The organism is Oceanobacter sp. 4_MG-2023 (assembly GCF_030689165.1).
In the GTDB taxonomy this organism is placed as follows: Bacteria; Pseudomonadota; Gammaproteobacteria; order Pseudomonadales; family Oceanobacteraceae; genus Oceanobacter.
On the sequence record NZ_JAUYVV010000003.1, the window covers coordinates 173228 to 193461 of the forward strand.

General features: G+C 56.1%; 19 protein-coding genes. 13 read left to right on the forward strand and 6 right to left on the reverse strand.

Annotation, left to right across the window (positions count from 1 at the left end; genetic code table 11):
• Positions 1-97: 97 nt before the first annotated feature.
• The 4 genes from hemC to Q8W24_RS03950 are packed head-to-tail and all read left to right on the forward strand — an operon-like array spanning position 98 to position 4299.
• Positions 98-1039 (forward strand): hydroxymethylbilane synthase, encoded by a 942-nt coding sequence (hemC, locus tag Q8W24_RS03935; protein ID WP_305413593.1) that lies wholly within the window; start codon positions 98-100, stop codon positions 1037-1039.
• Positions 1040-1042: 3 nt separating this feature from the next.
• On the forward strand, positions 1043-1786 hold the full coding sequence (locus Q8W24_RS03940; protein ID WP_305413592.1) for a uroporphyrinogen-III synthase: 744 nt from the start codon (positions 1043-1045) through the stop codon (positions 1784-1786).
• A 45-nt stretch (positions 1787-1831) separates the two neighbouring features.
• Positions 1832-3088 carry a uroporphyrinogen-III C-methyltransferase gene (locus Q8W24_RS03945; protein ID WP_305474473.1) on the forward strand — a complete coding sequence of 419 codons (1257 nt, stop codon included), beginning with the start codon at positions 1832-1834 and terminating at the stop codon, positions 3086-3088.
• Complete coding sequence (locus Q8W24_RS03950; protein WP_305413589.1) at positions 3085-4299, forward strand: heme biosynthesis HemY N-terminal domain-containing protein; 1215 nt, start codon at positions 3085-3087, stop codon at positions 4297-4299. The genes Q8W24_RS03945 and Q8W24_RS03950 overlap by 4 nt, the downstream gene beginning before the upstream one ends.
• Positions 4300-4352: 53 nt before the next feature.
• On the opposite strand, the gene Q8W24_RS03955 is transcribed toward Q8W24_RS03950, so the two are convergent.
• From Q8W24_RS03955 to ubiD, 4 genes are all read right to left on the reverse strand, one after another.
• Positions 4353-5597, reverse strand: coding sequence for an ABC transporter substrate-binding protein (locus tag Q8W24_RS03955; protein ID WP_305413587.1), 1245 nt, complete (start codon positions 5595-5597; stop codon positions 4353-4355).
• A gap of 106 nt (positions 5598-5703) precedes the next feature.
• Positions 5704-6540: a mechanosensitive ion channel family protein gene (locus tag Q8W24_RS03960; RefSeq protein WP_303431202.1), complete on the reverse strand. Its 837-nt coding sequence runs from the start codon at positions 6538-6540 to the stop codon at positions 5704-5706.
• A gap of 122 nt (positions 6541-6662) precedes the next feature.
• Positions 6663-7730, reverse strand: a complete 1068-nt coding sequence (locus tag Q8W24_RS03965) for a 2Fe-2S iron-sulfur cluster-binding protein (protein WP_305474474.1) — start codon at positions 7728-7730, stop codon at positions 6663-6665.
• Positions 7727-9211 (reverse strand): 4-hydroxy-3-polyprenylbenzoate decarboxylase, encoded by a 1485-nt coding sequence (ubiD, locus tag Q8W24_RS03970; protein WP_305474476.1) that lies wholly within the window; start codon positions 9209-9211, stop codon positions 7727-7729. Before ubiD ends, Q8W24_RS03965 begins: the two co-directional genes overlap by 4 nt.
• Positions 9212-9409: 198 nt before the next feature.
• Between ubiD and Q8W24_RS03975 the strand changes: the two genes are divergently transcribed.
• From Q8W24_RS03975 to Q8W24_RS04010, 8 genes are all read left to right on the forward strand, one after another.
• Positions 9410-10111 carry a spondin domain-containing protein gene (locus Q8W24_RS03975; RefSeq protein ID WP_305474478.1) on the forward strand — a complete coding sequence of 234 codons (702 nt, stop codon included), beginning with the start codon at positions 9410-9412 and terminating at the stop codon, positions 10109-10111.
• 10 nt (positions 10112-10121) lie between these two features.
• Positions 10122-10886, forward strand: a complete 765-nt coding sequence (locus tag Q8W24_RS03980; protein ID WP_305413581.1) for a spondin domain-containing protein — start codon at positions 10122-10124, stop codon at positions 10884-10886.
• Between the two features lie 115 nt (positions 10887-11001).
• Positions 11002-11790 (forward strand): response regulator transcription factor, encoded by a 789-nt coding sequence (locus tag Q8W24_RS03985; RefSeq protein ID WP_303431197.1) that lies wholly within the window; start codon positions 11002-11004, stop codon positions 11788-11790.
• Entirely contained in the window at positions 11783-13426 is a 1644-nt protein-coding gene (locus Q8W24_RS03990; RefSeq protein WP_305474480.1) for a cell wall metabolism sensor histidine kinase WalK, read from the forward strand. Before Q8W24_RS03985 ends, Q8W24_RS03990 begins: the two co-directional genes overlap by 8 nt.
• Positions 13427-13481: 55 nt before the next feature.
• Positions 13482-13874, forward strand: a complete 393-nt coding sequence (locus Q8W24_RS03995) for a DUF423 domain-containing protein (protein ID WP_303431195.1) — start codon at positions 13482-13484, stop codon at positions 13872-13874.
• Positions 13875-13890: 16 nt separating this feature from the next.
• Positions 13891-14679 carry a tRNA (guanosine(46)-N7)-methyltransferase TrmB gene (trmB, locus tag Q8W24_RS04000; protein ID WP_370693300.1) on the forward strand — a complete coding sequence of 263 codons (789 nt, stop codon included), beginning with the start codon at positions 13891-13893 and terminating at the stop codon, positions 14677-14679.
• A 120-nt stretch (positions 14680-14799) separates the two neighbouring features.
• Complete coding sequence (locus Q8W24_RS04005) at positions 14800-15093, forward strand: PA4642 family protein (protein WP_303431194.1); 294 nt, start codon at positions 14800-14802, stop codon at positions 15091-15093.
• 531 nt (positions 15094-15624) lie between these two features.
• Positions 15625-16386 (forward strand): SDR family NAD(P)-dependent oxidoreductase, encoded by a 762-nt coding sequence (locus Q8W24_RS04010; RefSeq protein WP_303431193.1) that lies wholly within the window; start codon positions 15625-15627, stop codon positions 16384-16386.
• A gap of 212 nt (positions 16387-16598) precedes the next feature.
• Here Q8W24_RS04010 and Q8W24_RS04015 read toward each other — a convergent pair whose 3' ends face one another.
• Together Q8W24_RS04015 and Q8W24_RS04020 are read right to left on the reverse strand one after the other, a co-directional pair.
• Complete coding sequence (locus tag Q8W24_RS04015; protein WP_305413574.1) at positions 16599-17273, reverse strand: TetR/AcrR family transcriptional regulator; 675 nt, start codon at positions 17271-17273, stop codon at positions 16599-16601.
• Between the two features lie 52 nt (positions 17274-17325).
• Positions 17326-18609: an FAD-binding oxidoreductase gene (locus Q8W24_RS04020; protein WP_305474481.1), complete on the reverse strand. Its 1284-nt coding sequence runs from the start codon at positions 18607-18609 to the stop codon at positions 17326-17328.
• Positions 18610-18873: 264 nt separating this feature from the next.
• Between Q8W24_RS04020 and Q8W24_RS04025 the strand changes: the two genes are divergently transcribed.
• A complete protein-coding gene (locus Q8W24_RS04025) occupies positions 18874-20220 on the forward strand; it encodes a glutamine synthetase family protein (protein ID WP_305451468.1) in 1347 nt (448 codons plus the stop codon).
• Positions 20221-20234 lie beyond the last annotated feature (14 nt).

The following is a 20234-nucleotide window of genomic DNA, read 5'->3' on the forward strand; positions in this document are numbered from 1 at the left end:
TTTCAGCTGACGCGCCAGCACTGGTATGATTTGCAAATGTCTCATATCGGTGGTCTGCCAGCCAGGCCACCATACTTCCCGTCGAATAAGGATCATCATGTCATCAGCTCGTCTGCTCCGTATTGCTACCCGTAAAAGTCCTTTGGCCCTGTGGCAGGCTGAACATATCAAGGCCCGCTTGATGGCCTTGCATAAAGATCTGGAAGTAGAACTGGTGACCTTCTCCACCCAGGGTGACAAGATTCTCGATACACCGCTGGCCAAAATTGGCGGTAAAGGATTGTTCGTCAAGGAATTGGAAGTCGCCATGCTGGACGGCCGTGCCGATATTGCCGTGCACTCAATGAAAGACGTGCCGATGGAATTTCCGGAAGGGCTGGAGCTGGGCGTGATTTGTGAGCGGGAAACCCCGCTGGACGCTTTTGTCTCCAACAACTACAGCAGTGTCGACGAACTGCCACAAGGGGCGGTTGTCGGTACCTCAAGCCTGCGGCGCCAGTGCCAGTTGCAACAACAGCGGCCGGATTTACAGATTCGCTCCCTGCGTGGCAACGTCCAGACGCGCCTGGGCAAACTCGATGCCGGTGAATTTGATGCCATTATTCTGGCTTCTGCCGGACTGCTGCGAATGGAAATGGGTGATCGCTTGACGGCATCCCTCTCGGCCGAACAGTCCTTACCTGCCGGTGGCCAGGGCGCATTGGGGGTTGAGTGGCGTTGTGATGATGAGCTTGCCCAGACACTGATCGCTCCTTTGGCCCATGCCGATACCACCGACTGTGTGCTGGCCGAACGGGCCTTGAACCGTCGTTTGCAAGGTGGTTGTCAGGTGCCCATTGCCGCCTATGCAGAATTACAAGGCGACCAGCTGACCTTGCGGGGGCTGGTGGGCTCCGTCGATGGCAGCAAGGTGCTGACCACGGAACAGCAGGGCAACAGGGCCGATGCAGAGATACTGGGTATCCTGGCGGCAGAGCATCTGCTGGCCCAAGGGGCTGGCGAGATCCTGACCGAAGTCTACGGTCGTGAGGTACGCTAGGCTTTGACAACGATTCTGGTGACCCGCCCCGAGGGTCAGGCCGATCACCTGATCGCCGCTCTGGAGCAGGCCGGTTATCACTGCCTGCATCGGCCATTGATGGCGATTGAGGCGGTGGCCGAGCACAGCGAGCACGCGCGTCTGGCCCGTGCCCGGATGCTCGATCTCGACCTCTACCAGCACGTGATTGCCATCAGCGCCAACGCAGCCCGGTCGGGGCTGGAATGGCTGGATACGTATTGGCCCCAGCCACCGCTGGGAGTGCACTGGTATGGTGTTGGCCCAGCCAGTACCGAACCCTTCTGGCAGTACGGTCTGGAGGCCAGCTGTCCGGCCAGCCGATATGACAGTGAAGGACTGCTTGCATTACCTGCCTTGCAGCAAGTGGCAGAACAACGCATTCTGATCTGGCGGGGTGTTGGTGGTCGGGAAACACTGGCGACGACATTACGTGCGCGTGGCGCTTGTGTCGACTATGCCGAGCTGTATGAACGGCGACCGCGGCAGTACAGCAGTCACGATTGGGACGTGACACTCGGTACCCGTCCATGGCTGCTGCTCAGCAGTGGCCAGGCCCTGGATATTATAGAAAGGCAGGTGCCCACGTTGGCTAACCGGATTGCCGGGCTGATACTGCCCAGTGAGCGGATTGCCGAACAGGCGCGGGCCAAAGGCTACGATCCGGTATTGGTTCCCGCCAGTGCCAGGGATGACGACATGCTCAGCTGCCTGGCGGCGCAGCTGTAACCCGATAATCAGGTCGCTAGCGGCGGCGGTGACAGGAAAACAGACGTGGACAACAACAAAGACAAGCAAACAACAGACGATGCGGGCGCTGACGCCCAGGTAACGCTGGACAAAGAGCAAGCTCCCGCAGCCTCGAGCGACAGCACGACGGCGTCGACGAATAAAAAAGCGGCGTCGAAAAAGACCCGACCGGATGCGCAAGCAGGCAAACCCGACAAGGAAAACACCCCTGGACGGCGATCGTCATTGGCAATCTGGCTGCTGGTTATTCTGGTGTTACTGTCACTGGCCGTCTCGGCGGCTGTGGTCTGGTATGGGTTGCAACAGCATCAACAGCTGGGCCAGCTGCAACAGCAGTTGCAAGGCATGGCACAACAGACGCAGGCTGATCGCCAAACCCTGAATACACTGGGTCAGCGCCAGCAGCAACAGGATAGCGGTGATCGGGCTTTGCAAGACCAGCTGGCCACGGTATCCCGTCAGGCGCAGCATAATGAACAACGGCTGGCCGGGCTGGCCGGTTCCGATCGTCAGGACTGGCTCCTGGCCGAAGTGGAATACCTGCTGCGATTGGCGAATCAACGCCTGAACCTGGAGCGTGATGTTACCGGAGCGGCCGCCATGCTGGTGGCTGCCGACAAGGTGCTGCTGGAAATCAACAACCCGGCCTACGATAACGTCCGGACTAAAATAGCCAGCGAGATCCAACAGCTGCGCCGGGTGCCCGGTGTCGACAAGGTCGGTGCGATTGCCCGCTTGCAGGCGATGCAGGATTCTCTGGATCAGGTTGACTGGTTGCCACAAGTGCGGTTGCCATCAACAGCCTCCGACGCCAATACAACTCTGGCCGGAGCCGCTCAAGCCTGGTACCAGCAGCTGTTTGATGAGCTGAAACAAGGACTTGCCCAGGTGGTACGGATACGTCGTCAAGACAGCCCTGTCGATATTCCCATGGCACCGGAGCAGGCTTATTACCTGCAACAGAATGCCCACCTGATGCTGGAACAGGCCCAGCTGGCGATGTTGCGTGGCGATCAGAACCTGTACGACAACAGCCTTGGCCGCGTTAAAGGCTGGGTTGAACGTTATTTGCCCAAGCAAGATCAGGCGGTGCTGGCATTACGCCAGTTGCTGGGCGAGCTGCAACAATGGCAGGTGAGTCCGGCGGTACCGGATATCAGTGCATCCTTGCAGGCTCTGCGTGCACGTATGATTCTGGATGAAACAGAATACAGCCCGGAGCAACAGCCAGTGGCTCCTGCTGCCAAGGCGACCACTGAGCCGCAAGGAGCACAGCCATGAAGCGCTGGTTGCTGTTTTTTGTAATTACCCTGGTGGTGGCCCTGGGGGCAGGGTCTCTGGCGGGGCAGGATTCAGGTTATGTCCTGCTGAGCTGGCATCATTACAGCCTTGAAACCAGCTTGTGGTTCTTTTTGTTACTGCTTGGCGTCATGCTGGTGGCGGTGTATTTCTTATTCCGTTTCAGCCTGGTGATGCTGGGTTCCGACTGGCGTTTTAATGAATGGCGGCGCAGTCGCCGTACCGCCCGTGCCCGCAAGCAAACCACCCGTGGTCTGTTGTCGCTGGCATTGGGGCAGTGGTCAAGGGCTGAACGTTTGCTGACACGTTCGGCAACCGATACCGATATGCCGCTGATCAACTATCTGGCCGCCGCCCGTGCGGCGTATGAACAAGGCAAGCACGACACCACCGATGAGCTCTTGAGTGCTGCCAGTAAAAGCACCCGCGGGGCTGATTTGGCGGTTGGTATTTCCCATGCCCAGTTGCTGATCTCTCGCGGCCACAAGGAGCAGGCCCTGGCGGTTCTGGTCAGCTTGCGCGACCGTTATCCCCGTCATAGCTACTTGCTTAAATTGCTGGTGCGGCTGTATCAGGATCTGGAAGACTGGGTGGCGTTACACGAATTACTGCCGATTCTGGGCAAGGCTGGCAAAGCCGGAAAAATTCCTGAAAGCAAGCTCAAGGAACTGGAAGAAAAAGTCTATTTGCAGCTGATCGACCGTACAGCCAAGGCGCAGCAAAGCAAGGACCCGGTAGCGGCCTTGAAGAAACTGTATCAGTCGATGCCCCGACACTGCCGCCGTCAGGGGGATATTCTGCTGCACTACACCGATACCCTGCATGAGCTGGGAGAGGATGAGCAGGCCGAAGTGGATTTGCGTAACGGGCTGGCGTACGTTTGGCGTGATGACTTGCTGCTGGCCTACGCCAGACTTAATGGCGCGGATGCCCGCAGACGTTTCCTCTTTGCAGAAAAACAACTGCAGGAACGGCCGAATGATCCGGTACTGTTATTGATTCTGGCGCGCCTGGCGCTGCGTCTTGAGCAACCGGAGCGGGCCAGAGAGTTTTTGCTGATGGGATTGAAGCTGAAAAACCTGCCCGGACTAAACGCCGAAATGGGCAAGCTACTGGTGCAAGAACAGGATCATGTTGGTGCCAGCCGATACTTCCAGCAAGCCCTGGCGCAGCAGGACTGCCAGTCCGGCTAGTGTTTACCTCTGGTCAAACCCGATCCGCTCCCTTGAGCGGATCGATCATACGATCATTTCAGCGTGAGCGACTTGCCCGCTGCCTGTCGGGTGGCTGACCATTCTTCATAGGTTTTGGCCGCCGTCTTACCCGGAATACTCAGCAGGACTTCAAAGTAGTCTTCATTAAACTTGTCTGCCAGTACCGTCGCCCGGTGTTTGCCTTTGACGACATACACGGACTGTACACTCTGGTGGTCAAAATCGCGCCAGGTCTGTGGGTCCTTGACGCCGGTATAGGTGTGGTTTTCCAGAGCGGAAATCAGACGGCTGCTACTCAGGCTACCGGTGCGTTCTGCCGCCGCTTTGAATTCATAGACAATATTGTAAGCCGAGGCAGCAGAGCTGGAAGGGTATTTCTGGAAGCGATCGGCAAAGCGCTCAACAAATTGCTGGCCCTTTTCAAAGCCGTACAGATAAGGCACTTGCCAGGTCCAGGGCACGGCACCAATAACGTCTTCCAGAATGCCAGCACCGGCGGAGATGGCCATACCCAGCGTCAGGTTGGGCACCACAATGGTCATCTTGTCTTTCAGGCCCATGCGATAGGCTGCCTTCAACGTGCTGGCCATATCGTCACCAAACTGAACCAGCATCAGCACATCCGCATTGGCGCGTTCTGCTGCTTCCAGAGCACTTTCAATATCTGCCTGCTTCGGGCGTGGAAAAGGTACCAGAACGCCGGGGTATTTGTTTTTATCCTGGGTATTGGTGAAGGTGCGCAGGGAGCCTTCGGTGGAATGGCCCCAGCTGTAGTCGGCGGTCAGATAAAACACTTTTTTACCGGCCAGACTCTGGTTCAGATAAAACGCCAGTGCTTTGGCGGCCATCCAGGCGTTGTAGGTTTCACGAAACATATAACGATGGCCTTCCTCGTCTGTGGTTTCGTTGGCGTAGGTCAGGGTGCCAAAATAGATCAGACCCTGACGGGCAGCCTCTTTACCGGCGGCAATGGCCACGGCACTGGAAGAGCCACCAAACAGCATCGAGACCCCTTGGGACGACAGCCGCTTGACGTTTTCGACGGCTTTATCCGGTTTGGATGCGGTATTGGCCGTGATCAGTTCCAGTGGACGGCCCAACACACCACCTGCGGCGTTGATTTCCTCAACGGCCAGCAAGGCACCACGGGCCTGGGCGATTCCCTGTTCTTTATAGGGGCCAGTCGAGGGGTAGTTCAACCCCAGTTTGATGGAGTCGGCGGCCTGAGCGGTGAGCGCAGACAACGCAAGTGCGGTGAGCACAAAGCAACGATACATGGCGATAACCTTCTTATTATTGTTATTACATCTTGAGTCTTTTCAGCGACCAAGGCGTTACGCCATTGGTCGCATAATCGAGCGGGTGTAGAGGCGGGAAACTTGCTTAATCGACTTTGTTGAGATGAACGTCCATTTGCGGGAACGGAATTTCAATTCCTTCGGCATCAAAACGTAATTTGATGGCTTCCGTCAGTTCCCATTTAACCACCCAGTAATCGGCTGCTTTTACCCATGGGCGTACAACAAAATTAACGGAGGAATCGGCCAGTTCGGATACCGCTACGGTGAAGGCCGGGTCTTTCAGGATACGCTCGTCATTACCCAGCATCTCGGTCATGATCTTTTTGGCCAGCAGCAGGTCGCTGCCGTAGGAAATACCCACGACCATATCCAGACGGCGGGTTGGTTCTTCCGAATAGTTCACCATGGTGTTACCAAAAACATTGGCGTTGGGCACGGTGACTACCCGGTTGTCCGGAGTTTTCAAACGAGTACTGAAAATGGTGATCTTGTTGACGGAACCGGCGACACCACCGACTTCAACGTAATCCCCCAGCTTGAACGGGCGGAAAACAATCAGCATGACACCCGCAGCAAAATGCGACAGTGAATCCTTCAGGGCCAGACCAACTGCCAGGCCGGCGGCACCCAGCAAGGTGATCAGTGAGGTTGTATCCAGACCCAGCTGCGACAGCGAGATCACCACCACCAGCACCATCAGCAGTGCCCGCAGTACCGTGCTTACAAAATCTGTCAGGATCGGTTCAACCCGGGCCTTGACCATCATGCCGGTGATGGCTTTCAGCACCAGATTGGCGACCATGCGGCCGGCAAAAAATATCAGTAACGCCAGAACAATCTGGGTACCCCATGGCAGCAGATATTCTGCCCAGATGTTTTCCGTAGATAATGAACTTCCGAATTGATTTAGCCAGTCCACAAATATTCCTCTATAGATTGGCGATGCCTGGAAAGCCTCGCCTGGTTTGCCATCGCTGGTCGGTGATTGCCGGTCAATAATAGAACGGCGTGTATTCTCGGCTGATGTGGCTGTCTTGTCGGTCAGGCCTTGGGAGGCCGTGGCGCATAAGCCAGTACATCGGAGTGCAGATTGGTCTCGCCAAGACCCAGCGGTTCCAATTGCTCTAGAGTACCGTAGACCATATTAGGGGAACCGCAAGCAAAGACATGGACCCCGGAGAGGTCTTTGAAGTCGTGCTGTATCACCTGATAGATCCAGCCAGCCCGTCCGTGCCAGCCATCGGCCTGTTCTTCCAGTATAGGATGGAAATGCAGATTGGGATGATCATGTGCCCATTGTTGGGGTAAATCGGCCATATAGAAGCCGCCAGCGTTGCGGTTGGACCAATACAGGTGGGTTTCTTGTGCCGGGGCCAGCGCCAGAATGCCTTCTGCCAGTGCCTTGATCTGGGCAAAACCGGTGCCCGCCGCAAGCAGCAGGATCGGTTTGCCAGCACAGGCCCGCAGCTGGGTGGGGGAGATAAAGCAGTCACCCATCGGCAAGGTGGCTGAAATCGTTGGCTGGGTTTGCAGCTGTTTGATCACCTGTGCGGCGGTGTCGCTGGTGTTGGCAATATGCAGCTGCAAGGCCCGTGGCTCGGAGCCGGTGAGGCTGCCCGGGGCGCTGGCAATAGAGTAGGGGATTTTCCGTTCGCTGCCGTCGGTGCCGGTGATATGTAACAGCAGATACTGGCCAGGCCAGAAATCCAGTGCCTTGCCTGCCGGAGCCAGCAGCTCAACGACATATACTTCCTCCGTCAAGGGGGTGACGGCTTGGACTTGCATGGCCAGGTTAACCTGGTCTTTGCAATCCGGGTGCTGAATATTAGCCATAACAATCTGGGTATCCGTTTGAGGCATCGCTATACAACATAATACCCGATTGCTTTGATCAAGTATTTGCTGGCCAATGAGATTATTGAATTTTAGAGAGCCGGTCAGCCAACGACCAGCACAGACTTCACAGACGCCGTTTTTGCAGGCGGTTTTCATCTTGATGCCATGTTCATGAGCCGCATCCATCAGGGTCTGATCAGTGCGGCAAGGCATGGTCACCTGATTTGGTAAAAAGGTAACCGTTACCGTGGTGACGGGTTGCACACTGTTCACTGGCTGTCGTCCATGGGGTCAAGACCGAGTTCCGACCAGATTTCATCAATATGGGCAACCACCCCCGGGTCCTTGACGATCGGTGTACCCCATTCCCGGGTGGTTTCACCGGGCCACTTGTTGGTGGCGTCCATTCCCATTTTGGACCCCAGACCAGAGACCGGCGAAGCAAAGTCGAGGTAATCGATAGGCGTGTTCTCGATCAGGGTGGTATCCCGTGCCGGGTCCATACGGGTGGTAATCGCCCAGATCACGTCTTGCCAGTCGCGGGTATTGACGTCGTCATCCACCACGATGACAAACTTGGTGTACATGAATTGCCGCAAAAACGACCATACCCCCATCATTACGCGCTTGGCGTGACCCGGGTACTGCTTTTTCATGCTGACAATGGCCATACGGTAGGAGCAGCCTTCCGGAGGCAAATAGAAGTCGACGATTTCCGGAAACTGCTTTTGCAGAATCGGCACAAACACCTCGTTCAGGGCAACACCCAGAATAGCGGGTTCATCCGGTGGCCGACCGGTGTAGGTGCTGTGATAAATCGGATCGCGGCGGTGGGTAATACGCTCGACGGTGAAGACCGGGAACTGATCCACCTCGTTGTAGTAACCGGTGTGGTCACCGTACGGCCCTTCCGGGGCCATGTCACCAGCATGGATCACGCCTTCCAGCACAATCTCGGCACTGGCGGGCACCAATAGCTCATTCCCAATACTCTTCACCAGCTCGGTTTTGCTGTCGCGCAGCAGTCCGGCAAATGCGTATTCACTCAGGGTATCGGGCACCGGAGTGACTGCACCCAGAATCGTGGCCGGGTCGGCCCCCAGTGCGACAGTGACGGGAAACGGCTCGCCGGGATGGGCTTTTTGCCATTCCAGAAAATCCAGCGCCCCGCCTCGATGACTGAGCCAGCGCATAATGACCCTGTTCTTGCCGATAACCTGCTGGCGATAAATGCCAAGATTATGGCGTTCCTTGTGTGGGCCTTTGGTGATCACCAGGGGCCAGGTAATCAGCGGTGCGGCGTCTCCGGGCCAGCAATGCATCACCGGAATCTTGCCCAGATCCACGTCTTCACCTTCGATGACCACCTGCTGACAGGGGGCCTTTTTAATCACGCTTGGGCCCATGGTTAATACTTTCTTGAAGATCGGCAGCTTTTCCCAGGCGTCCTTCATGCCCTTGGGTGGCTCCGGCTCCTTCAGAAAAGCCAGCAGCTTGCCGACCTCCCGCAGTGCTGCAACTGAGTTCTCGCCCATACCCATGGCGACCCGCTTGGGGGTACCAAACAGATTGGCCAGCACTGGCATTTCGTAACCTTTGGGGTTTTCAAACAGCAGTGCCGGGCCTTCTGCCCGTAATACCCGGTCGGCGATTTCGGTCATTTCCAGATGGGGATCGACGGGGTAGCGGATGCGCTTGAGCTCACCCTGCTTTTCGAGTTGGTCAATAAAGTCACGAAGGTCGTTGTATTTCACGCGGCTGCCTCACTTTCAGGAAGAGGCATGATAGCAACGGGGCGGGTTAATGAGCCAATAGGCTGTGATACTTCTGTGATAACCCGGACGACTCCGTAACACTTCCGGGAGGACTGCAACCGGCTCCAGGCATCATTCTGAACGGGTTGTTCAGCAGGCTGTTGGCAGGCTGCGAACCCTAACCCAATGATGGAGAGCATGATGATGAATTTACGTACAACGCTGCTGGCCGCCGCCATAAGCACTCTGGCGACCCCGGCAATGGCAGCCGACCTGACCGTAGAAATCACCAACCTGACGCGTGGAATTGCCTTTACGCCGTTGCTGGTGGCTGGTCACGATGCCGATACGGCGCTGTTTATGCCGGGTGAAGCGGCCAGCGCCAACCTGCAAAAAATGGCTGAAGGTGGTGATATCAGCGGCTTGTCGGCGGATGTAACCGGTGCCGGTGGTGTCATCGTCGACAATCCAGCCGCCGGGTTGTTGCTGGCAGGACAGTCAGCCAGCACAGATATCGACACCGGTATGAATACCCAACTGTCGATTGTGGCCATGATGCTGCCCACTAACGACGGCTTTGTTGCTCTCAACAGCCTTGAGATTCCAACACTGGCGGGGACCTATTACTACGACCTCAACGGCTATGACGCCGGTACCGAAGCCAATGATGAAATGCGGGGCAGCGGAGCACCGGGCGAAGCCGGATTCCCGGTTCCTGAACCTCTGGATGCCAGCATTGGCATGTCGGCAACCGGCATTGCTGCAGTGGCGGAAGAATTTGTTCATATTCACCGCAATGTGCTGGGCGACAGCGATCTCAGTGGCGGTGTCAGTGATATCGATTCAACAGTACACCGCTGGTTGAACCCGGTGGCCCGTGTGACCTTGACGGTCAAGTGAGGTGATTAAGATGATTCTGATACGCAAGCATGCCGGCCTGGTGCCGGTCTTGGCCAGCGCGGTGCTCTTGAGCGGTTGTTTGGCTGATGACGATAACAACAGTAGTAACAGCGCGAGCGACGCTGAACAAACCAGCAACAAAACCTTTGCCGTCACCGTGACCAATGCCACGGCCGGGCAACCCCTGTCGCCACTGGCGGTGGTGGCACATGGGGCCGGTTATCACACCTTGGTGACCGGCACGGCCGCCAGTATTGAGCTGGAGCAATTGGCCGAAGGCGGCGATAACAGCGCCTTGCTGGCCGCTGCCAACAGCAACCCGGCGGTGTACAGCAGCCAGAGCGGCGAGGGGGTCGTTGTGCCGGGCGGTACGGCAACGCTGACCATAACGCTGGATGGCATAAGTGTAGACAGCATGGGCGCCATGGATGAGAGCATCTTGCTGAGTATTACCAGCATGCTGGTGAATACCAACGATGGGGTGATTGCTGCCTCTGCGCTGGACGTGACGCAGCTGGCAGTGGGGTCATCGCTTCAGGTAACGGCCAACAGCTACGACGCTGGCACCGAAGCCAATACCGAATCGTCGACGACCATTCCTGGCCCGGCTGCCGGTGGCGAAGGGTTTAATGCCAGTCGAGATGATCGGCAAGACCAGGTGACGCTGCATGCCGGTGTGGTCACGCAGGACGATGGCCTGGCCAGCTCGGCACTGACGCACGTCCATCGTTGGGATAACCCTGTGGCCTTGATCACCGTGACCCGGACAGAGTGAATCCGGATACCTCGGTGTGACGCATGTCCGGGCCGCCGCCGACGGGTTTTGTAAGAACCCGAGGCTGCGCGCGACCAAGGAAACAAGGAAAACAGCCACCGCCCGGAGACCCGCCATGCCTGCGCCACTCACTTCCGCCACTGACCCGACGACGCCCGCCGGAGCCACTGAACGTGGCCTGGTCTCGGCCTCTGCGGCGCTGGCCCATCGTATTCTGGTGATTGAGGATGAGCCCGATATTGCCAATTTACTGGCCTTGCATTTACGCCAGCAGTACCACCATGTGCAGGTAACTCACGATGGTCAAGCCGGGTTTGAACTGGCCTGCCAACAGGACTGGAGCCTGATTGTGCTGGATTTACATTTGCCGGGAAAAGACGGCCTGGAAATCTGTCGTGACCTGCGCGGTCGGGGTCACACCGTACCTGTGCTGATGCTGACCAGCCGTTCCAGTGAAATGGACCGGGTGCTGGGGCTGGAAATGGGAGCCGACGACTACTTGCTAAAACCCTTCAGTGTGATTGAGCTGATGGCCCGCATCAAAGCCATCTTGCGCCGGGTACAAACCGAGCGGGCCGGTCGGGAGCCGACCGCGTCAGTGGATGAACTGGTCAGCCAGTCGCACCGTCTGGTGCTGAACCTGCGCCAGCATCGCATCAGCAAGGCGGGCAAGGTGCTCGACCTGACGGGCAAGGAATTCGACCTGCTCAGCTATTTTATGCAGCATCCGGAAGATGCCTTCTCCCGCGCCCATTTGTTAAACCGCATCTGGGGGCAAGGGCAAGAAGGCTACGAACACACGGTCAACACTCACATCAATCGCCTGCGTGCCAAAATCGAAGACGACCCGACCCGGCCCCGCATTATTGTGACTGTTTGGGGGGTGGGGTATCGCCTTGGATAAGCCGGATCATACGTACCGCCATCCGCTGAACCCGAAACCCTCCAGCCGGGTGATGGCACTCGGGGGCCGTCTGTTTACCCGGCTGGCATTGGCGTTGCTGCTGATTCTGGTGATGCTGGGCACCTTGCTGCTGGGACTGTCGGGCTATATGAGCCAGAACCACAGTCTGAATGTGTTGCAACAGCTGAACCAGCCGGTCGCTGGTTATGTGACGCGACAACAGCCGCTGCTGGATGCAGCCGGCGTGGTGGACGAGCAAGCCCTCGACCAGTTGGCCGGGCATGCCATGGTGCTAAACCCGGCCCTGGAAATCTACTTGCTGGACGCCAACGGCCAGATCCTTGGTCATCGTCTGCCGCCTGACCAGGTGCATTTGCAGCGCGTGGCGCTGGCTCCGATTCAACAGTATCTGCAACCGAACGCCCGTTACCCTGTGCTGGGCGATGATCCCAGTAATCCGCAGCAGCGCAACATCTTCTCCGTGGCCGCTATTCCGGCATCTCCAGCCTCCATACTGACCGCCAGTAGCGGCGATGCTGACGCCAGCGGAGCCAGACCACTCGGTTATGTTTACGCCGTTATTGGGGGCCAGCACTACCGGCAGTTGCATGAGTCGGTTTTTTCCAGCTACACCTTTACGCTGGGCAGCTGGCTGATGGTCGGCAGTATTGTCACCGCCGTGCTGGTGGGGTTGTGGATCTTTTTTGTGCTGACCCGGCGGCTGACCCGCTTGCGGCAAGCTGTCTTGCGTTACAACCTGCTCTACCCGGATATGTCGGTGATGCAGCCATTGCTGCAAAAAACACCGCAGCCGTCGGATGAAATTGGCCAGTTGACTCTCGCTTTCCAGCAGATGGCGGCACATATTCAACAGCAGTTCAGCCGGGTGCAGGCACTCGACAGCAACCGGCGGGAACTGATTGCCAATGTGTCCCACGATTTACGCACCCCGCTGGCCAGTATTCAGGGGTATATCGAAACGGCCTTGCTCAGGTTGCACGACGGCCCGCAGCAAGCGGAGTTGCGAGGCTACCTGGACATTGCCAGCCAGCAGAGTCAGCGGTTGTCGCAACTGATTAACGAGCTGTTTGAACTGTCGCTGTTACAGGCCGACAACGCCGAGCCCAATAGCGAACCGTTTTCCTTGCTGGAGCTGGCCCATGACTGCTTGCAGGAATTTCGCCTGAAAGCGCAACAGCAAGGCGTCGAACTGGATTTGCAAGGCCAGCAGCACGACAGTTATGTGGTGGCGGATATCGCCATGATACAACGGGTACTGCAAAACCTGATCGACAATGCCTTGCGCCACACGTCATCCGGCGGCTCGGTGGTGTTGCAGATCCAGGCGCTTGAGGGTGCCACCCGGATTGAAATCCGCGATACCGGTATCGGCATCCAGCAGCACGATATTCCACATATTTTTGAGCGCTATTATCAGGCCAGCCGCTCGCAAACCATGGCCTCAACCCCCACAGGGCAGGTCAAGCGACAAGGCAGTGGCCTCGGGCTGGCGATCGTCAAACGCATTCTGGAATTGCATCAAAGCCGTATCGATGTGGAATCGGTACCAGGAACGGGCACCTGCTTCCGTTTTGAACTGGCCAACTCATTGCCAGCCCGGGAAGCTACCCTGTGACGTAACGCCATGCCTCCTCTATAATGCGCCATTGTTTTTCCGACGGAGCCGAACCATGCAGGCACGAACCACCCTGATGCTGGCCGCTATTGCCGGATTCCTGGGCGTAGCGCTCGGTGCTTTTGGTGCCCATGGCCTGAAACCCCTGCTGTCGGCACCAATGATGACGGTGTATCAGACCGCCGTTGACTACCATCTGCTGCACGCCGCGGTGTTGCTGGGCCTGGGGGTTTGGCAACTGCACCAGCCGCAGGTCTGGCTCAATCGGGCGGCGCTGTTTATGGTGGCCGGACTGCTGCTGTTTTGCGGCAGCCTGTACGCCATGGTGCTGCTGGATTTACGCATGCTGGGCATGATTACCCCGATTGGCGGCGTTAGCTGGCTGATTGGCTGGGGCTTGTTGTTTATCGCGGCCCGTTCGATGACGACTTCTACTTCCATTGATTAACGTTAGGCATTCCTGAGTGACAGAACACGAGTCCAACAACCTGAACGACCATCTTCCGGCCGATGCCGCCACTGCCTTGCCTGAAGAGGATGAAGTCGCGGCGGAACAAGCAACGGCGGACGACAAACCCGTTTATCGCCGGGGTATCAAAAGCTTTGTGATCCGCGCTGGCCGCCTGACCAAAGGGCAAGAGCTGGCACTGGAGCGCAAGTGGGCCGAGTGGGGGCTGGAGCTGGCCGATGGCCCGATTGTTCCGGCGGATGTGTTTGGCCGTGATGCCCACACTGTGCTGGAAATCGGCTACGGCATGGGTCAGTCACTGGTGGCTATGGCCGCTGCGGCACCAGAGAAGAACTTTATCGGTGTTGAAGTGCATTTGCCCGGTGTCGGCTCGCTGCTCAACCTGGCAGAAGAAGCCGGTGTCACCAATGTGCGCAGTTACAAGGACGACGCCATCGAGGTTCTGAAGCTGATTCCGGATAACAGCATTGATACGGTGCAGCTGTTTTTCCCTGATCCCTGGCACAAGAAAAAACACCACAAACGCCGGATCGTACAAACCGGATTTGCCCAGACCCTGCGTCGTATTCTCAAGCCCGGTGGCATCTTCCATATGGCTACCGACTGGGAAAACTACATGGAGCACATGATCGAGGTGATGGATGCACAGGCGGGTTATGACAATATCGCCGGCCCTGGCCAGTGTGTTGAGCGCCCGGATGACCGACCACTGACGCGGTTTGAAAAACGCGGTCAGGGTAAAGGCCATGGTGTCTGGGATATGAAATACCGCAAGATTGACTGATCGTTGATCGCCCACGATCATCACTCAGGTCGATAATCCGGCGGCACCAATAATGCCGCCCCCGACTTACTATTTGATAACGTCTGGCCGCTGATTGCCGACGTCCGACGGAGCATATCGATGCAAAAGAAAGACAAAGAAAAAGTATTTGGTGGTGACTGGAGCGAAGACCAGTTGAGCACCTTTCTTGACGTTCCCAGCTACGATGGTGACAGCGCCGATTATATCGGTGCCATCCGCGCCTATCGTTATATGGTGCCTGGTACCTTTGCCCAGTATATCGAGTTGTTCAAGGCCAAAGGTCACGACCTGAATGCCACCAATGCTGCTGGTGAAACCATTCTGGCGACCATCAGCCAGCATAAACAAGGCGCAGAATACGCCGAGATCCTGAAGGATGCCGGAGCTGTCTGATCATGGTGATCAACCTGAGTGAACGATGTGCCAGCTGATTGGCTGTCGGCCGGTTCGGTCACTCGGGTCTGAATGGATTGTATTAAACTATCGGCCGTTAGTTGGTTGTCAGCGTCGTCGGTAGTGTTCCCACTGTTATGTTCCCATCCCCGGGTGCTTGTTATCGCCGGATATCGCGGTTGATTGTCTGGTGTCTGCTCTCGCTCTTGTTCTCGCTTTCTGTTTGTCACTACATCGGCACCAGACCGTCTAGATAACGGACGTCATTGGCACGCACTAATGGCTGTATGCCGTACATGCTTGCTCAACTTCACTGATCAGGCTGTACCGGTGAGGTAGCGTAGTAGTTAAGTAGTTAAGTAGTTAAGTAGTGAAGTTAGGTAAAAGATAATTGAACCTGTCGCAGCGCCACAGACCACCCCCCCCCAAAAAAAACAGACGCGTAATTGGTGCCATTTGGATACTTCTCAGCACGGAGTCTCCAGTAGATACTAATGCTCTCTATAGATGACATAAAACGGATGTGAATGCATGAAAACGATACTGATAACAGGTGCCACATCGGGTATTGGACTGGCTGCGGCACAGCACATCAGGCAGCAGGGCCATCGAGTGCTGATCACCGGCAGGAGGCCGGAGCGTCTGGAGGTTGCACTGACGGCTCTTAACGGGACAGATCAAGATCACAAGCAGCAGGATACACCTGCGGCTCGTGGTTATTGCTGTGACCAGACAGACGTAACGGCGATCACACAACTGTCGGAATTGCTGTTGGCAGAGCGGTACCAGCTGGATGCCCTGATCCTGAATGCCGGTATCTTTTTGCCACAAGCCTTTGAGTCCTTTACAACAACAAACCTGCAGCAGCAATTAAACAGTAACCTGCTGGGGCCATTACAGACCTTGTATGAATTGCTGCCGGTATTGAACAACCCGGCGAGTGTGGTGCTGGTCTCGAGCATTGTGGCGGACAAGGCCTTTGCCAATTGCACGGCCTATGCCGCCAGCAAGGCTGCACTGGAAGGGGCCATGGGCCCATTAAATCTGGAGTTGGCCAGCCGTGGTATACGGGTTAACTGTTTGCGACCGGGCATTACATTAACCGAAATCCAGTCCAAGGCCGGGATGAATGAGGAAGCGTTGGCACAGCTGACAGAAAATATGAAATCCACACTGGCCGGACGCATCCTGCAGCCAGACGATATGGTGGCAGCACTGGAATATCTGGCGTTGGGTGGCAGTAGTGCGGTCAGAGGGCTGAAGTTGCAGGTGGATGGCGGTTATTGCCTGTGATCCCGCTGGTCGGTAGCCTGCCGCGATGGCTGATGGCTGATGGCTGATGGCTGATTGATGGTAGATGGCTGATCGAAAGTGGCCAGACTGATAATTAAGACGACCCCAAACGGCTTAACCGCGGAGCAACCGATACACTGCTGTTGCCGTTTCGACAGCCATTACCAGTCGACCCTGTTTGTTTTCACGTGGAACAATGCCAACACCTGCGGCTACAGGGTCGGGTGCCCAGCGGGCAAGTGATGCTGTAACAAGGCATGCAGACACAGGTGTAAATCATCCAGTGTCCGCCGCGCCCGCTGTGGGTTCTGGTGTACTACCACCAGAAATACGCTGTGGCTGACCTCCAGATAAAACCGCCCCAGCCTTTCACGTTCGCGAATATGGCTCTGGATTCCCATACGTTTGAATATCACCGCCATATGATGGATCACCAGGTCGTCGTGTTGTTCATCCAACTGGCGTAATTCGGGGACCGAAAACATGGCTTGCACCAGTGTCAGTACGGCCTTCTGGCGTTTGTAGACTTTTAAATGGCGCTCCAGCACCTTGTTGAGTAACTGTTCCAGCGGCAGGGTTTCAACCGGTAGCTGGGCAATACCGAGCAAGGCTTGCTCGACATCTTCGAGCCAGCGTTGGCCCATGGCATACAGAATGGCGTGCTTGTTGGGAAAGTAGTGATACAGCGAACCTACCGAAATCCCCACCGCTTTGGCAATCAGAATGGTGCTAAGGTCATCCAGTCCCACTGTTTCCAGCAGTTCAGCCGTGATATCAATGATCTCCCGTGAGCGTTTGCGTGAGCGCCGTTGCATCGGCTCGCTGCGAGGTTGCAGGTTTTGCTGACGCTGTGAACGGGGGTTGGCAGGGGCTGGTTCATCACTCATTGGTGCAGGGGTTCCTCGTCGATAGTGATCCGGGCAACAGGCTCAATATGGATCAGAAAAAGCGGTCGCGCAGGGAATAATACAGCATTCCAGCCACCAGTCCGGGCCAACGCAACAGGGTACCACCGGGAAAGCTTGGCGTCGGCACCGCGGCAAACTGATCAAAACCCTGGGCTGACCCGGCGAGGGCATCGGCCATCAGCTTGCCACCCAGGGTGGCAAGAGCAACGCCGTGACCGGAATAACCATGGGCAACAAACAGACTTTGATCCACGCGCTCAAAGTGTGGCATACGGTTCAGGGTAATGGCGAGGGTACCACCCCAGCCGTAGTCGATACGGTACTGTGCCAGCTCAGGGTACAAGGCCAGCATATGCTGCTGCACAAAGGAGCGAATATCGCTGGGGAAGCGTGAGGTATAGGTTTCGCCCCCCCCCCACAGCAAACGGTTGTCACCCGATAAACGAAAATAATTGATGACAAAGCGGGAGTCGGCCACCGCTACATCGGCGCGATTAATCCGTTGGACGAGGTGGTCCGGGAGCGGCTCGGTGGCGAGAATAAAATTGTTGATGGGCATGATCTTGCCCGCAATGCGTTTTTCCAGAGGCCCGAGATAGCCATTGCACGCCAGCAATATATATTGGCAGGAGACGTTACCCACGCTGGTACTTACCTGGGTTGTTCGGCCCGATTGATAGTCTGTTACCCGGCTGTGTTCATACAGCTGGACACCGGCTTGCTCGGCGGCAGTCGCCAGCCCCAGTGCGTAATTCAGCGGGTGCAGGTGCAGGGCATTGGTGAAATGTTCTCCACCGTAATAACGCTCGGTACCCAGCATCTCCTGTACATCGGCGGGCTTGATGTAAGCCACGTCCTGATAACCCAGGACCTCCTGTTTATAGGCTACCGCGGCTTCAATGTCGGCGCTGTGACCCGGTTTGGCGGCGACATGTAACACGCCATGTTTAAGATCACAGTCAATCTGATGCTTGTTGATGAGTGTTCTGACCAGCTCGACCGAATCCAGCGACATCTGCCACAAGGCGTCCGCTGTGGGGCGGCCGACTTTTGCAGCCAGATCCTCATGCGCCATATTCAGGCCTTGGCAAACCTGGCCACCGTTGCGGCCAGAAGCACCCCAGCCGATTGATTCCGCCTCCAGCAAGGCGACCGACAAGCCGTGTTCGCGCAGCTGCAGTGCTGCCGACAAGCCAGTGTAACCACCACCAATGACACACACATCGGCCTTGATGTCCCCTTTCAGTGAGGGGTAGGCGCTGACACGATTGGCACTGGCGCGATAGTAGCTGCCGCGATCTGATTGTGTGTGCATGGTCTTGCTCCAGCTGTCGGATGATCTGTCTGGCGCTACCGTAGCACAATAAAACCCGAATGATAATTCGGGTTTTATTGTGCTGACAAAATCGCCAAATTGAGCAATTATCGAGCAGGTTGCGTTGCTCTTGCGGGCTTTTTGACATAGCCTTAAACCGAATTATTGTTCGGTTTGAAGATGAAGATCAAACACGAATCGTTATCCTACCGACGCTGGTTAATTGGCCAGCACAACCAGAACCTACTGCAGGACAGGTGAATTATGGAAGCCGTCGAACGCTTTCTGAAAGAAAATGGCATTACTGAAGTTGAGTCTACTTTTCCCGATATGACGGGTAATGCCAGAGGCAAGTTTTATCCTACGCGCAAATTCCTGACCGAAAATGGCGGTCATATTCCGGAATGTTTACTGGTACAAACGGTGAACGGAGAGTGGGCCGACAATCACTATGATCTGGTCGATCCGGCGGATAAAGACATGCTGCTGGTGCCGGACCCATCGACGTTGCGTATTGTGCCCTGGGCCGATGAACCCACTGCCCTGGTGATTAACGACTGTTATACCTCCGATGGTAAACACCACCCGCTATCAAGTCGCTCGGTACTGCGCCGGGTCTTGGCACTGTATGAAAAAGAAGGCTGGCGACCGATTATTGCGCCAGAGGTCGAGTTTTACCTGGTACAGAAAAACAGTGATCCGGATTACGAACTGAAACCAGCCATGGGCCGTTCCGGCCGTCGTGAAAACGCGCGCCAGTCTTACAGTATTGATGCGGTAAACGAGTTTAACCCGGTGATCGACACCCTGTACGCCTACTGCGACGAGTTGGGTCTGGATGTGGATACCCTGATTCATGAATCAGGGGCCGCACAAATGGAAATCAACTTCCTGCATGGTGATGCCATGAGCCTGGCAGACCAGGTATATATCTTTAAACGTGCATTACGTGAAGCGGCCCTGAAACACGATATGTACGCCACTTTTATGGCCAAGCCGATGCAAAGTGAGCCAGGCAGCTCGATGCATATCCATCAAAGCCTGCTCGATGCCAATACGGGCAAGAATATCTTTGCCGGAGAAGGGGATGAGCTGTTCTCAGCAACCTTTTATCACTATGTTGGCGGTTTGCAGAAATTTACCCCGGCGGCGATTCCTTTTTATGCCCCTAATGTGAATTCCTACCGCCGTTTTGTGCCGGAAATCGCTGCGCCGGTTAATTTCAAATGGGGAATCGATAATCGCACGGCAGGATTACGTGCCCCCAAGGCTCCCAAGGATGCCACCCGAATTGAAAACCGCTTTGCCGGGTCAGACTGCAACCCGTATCTGGCCATCGCGGCCAGTCTGGCGTGTGGTTATCTGGGGATGAAACTGGGTATCAAGGCGGAAGCCCCGGTCGAGGCGCTGGCGGCTCATGAAGGGGATCTGGTAGCGGTCTCACGTACACTGGAAGAAGCCTTGCGCTTGCTGGAAGAATGTCCAGAATTGCAAGAAGTGATCGGAGAGCACTTTGTTAAGGGATATATCGGCGTCAAGCGTGCTGAATTTGAAACCTTCAACAAGGTAATCAGCTCCTGGGAGAGAGAGTTTCTGCTGATGACGGTCTAACGAACGTTTCATCG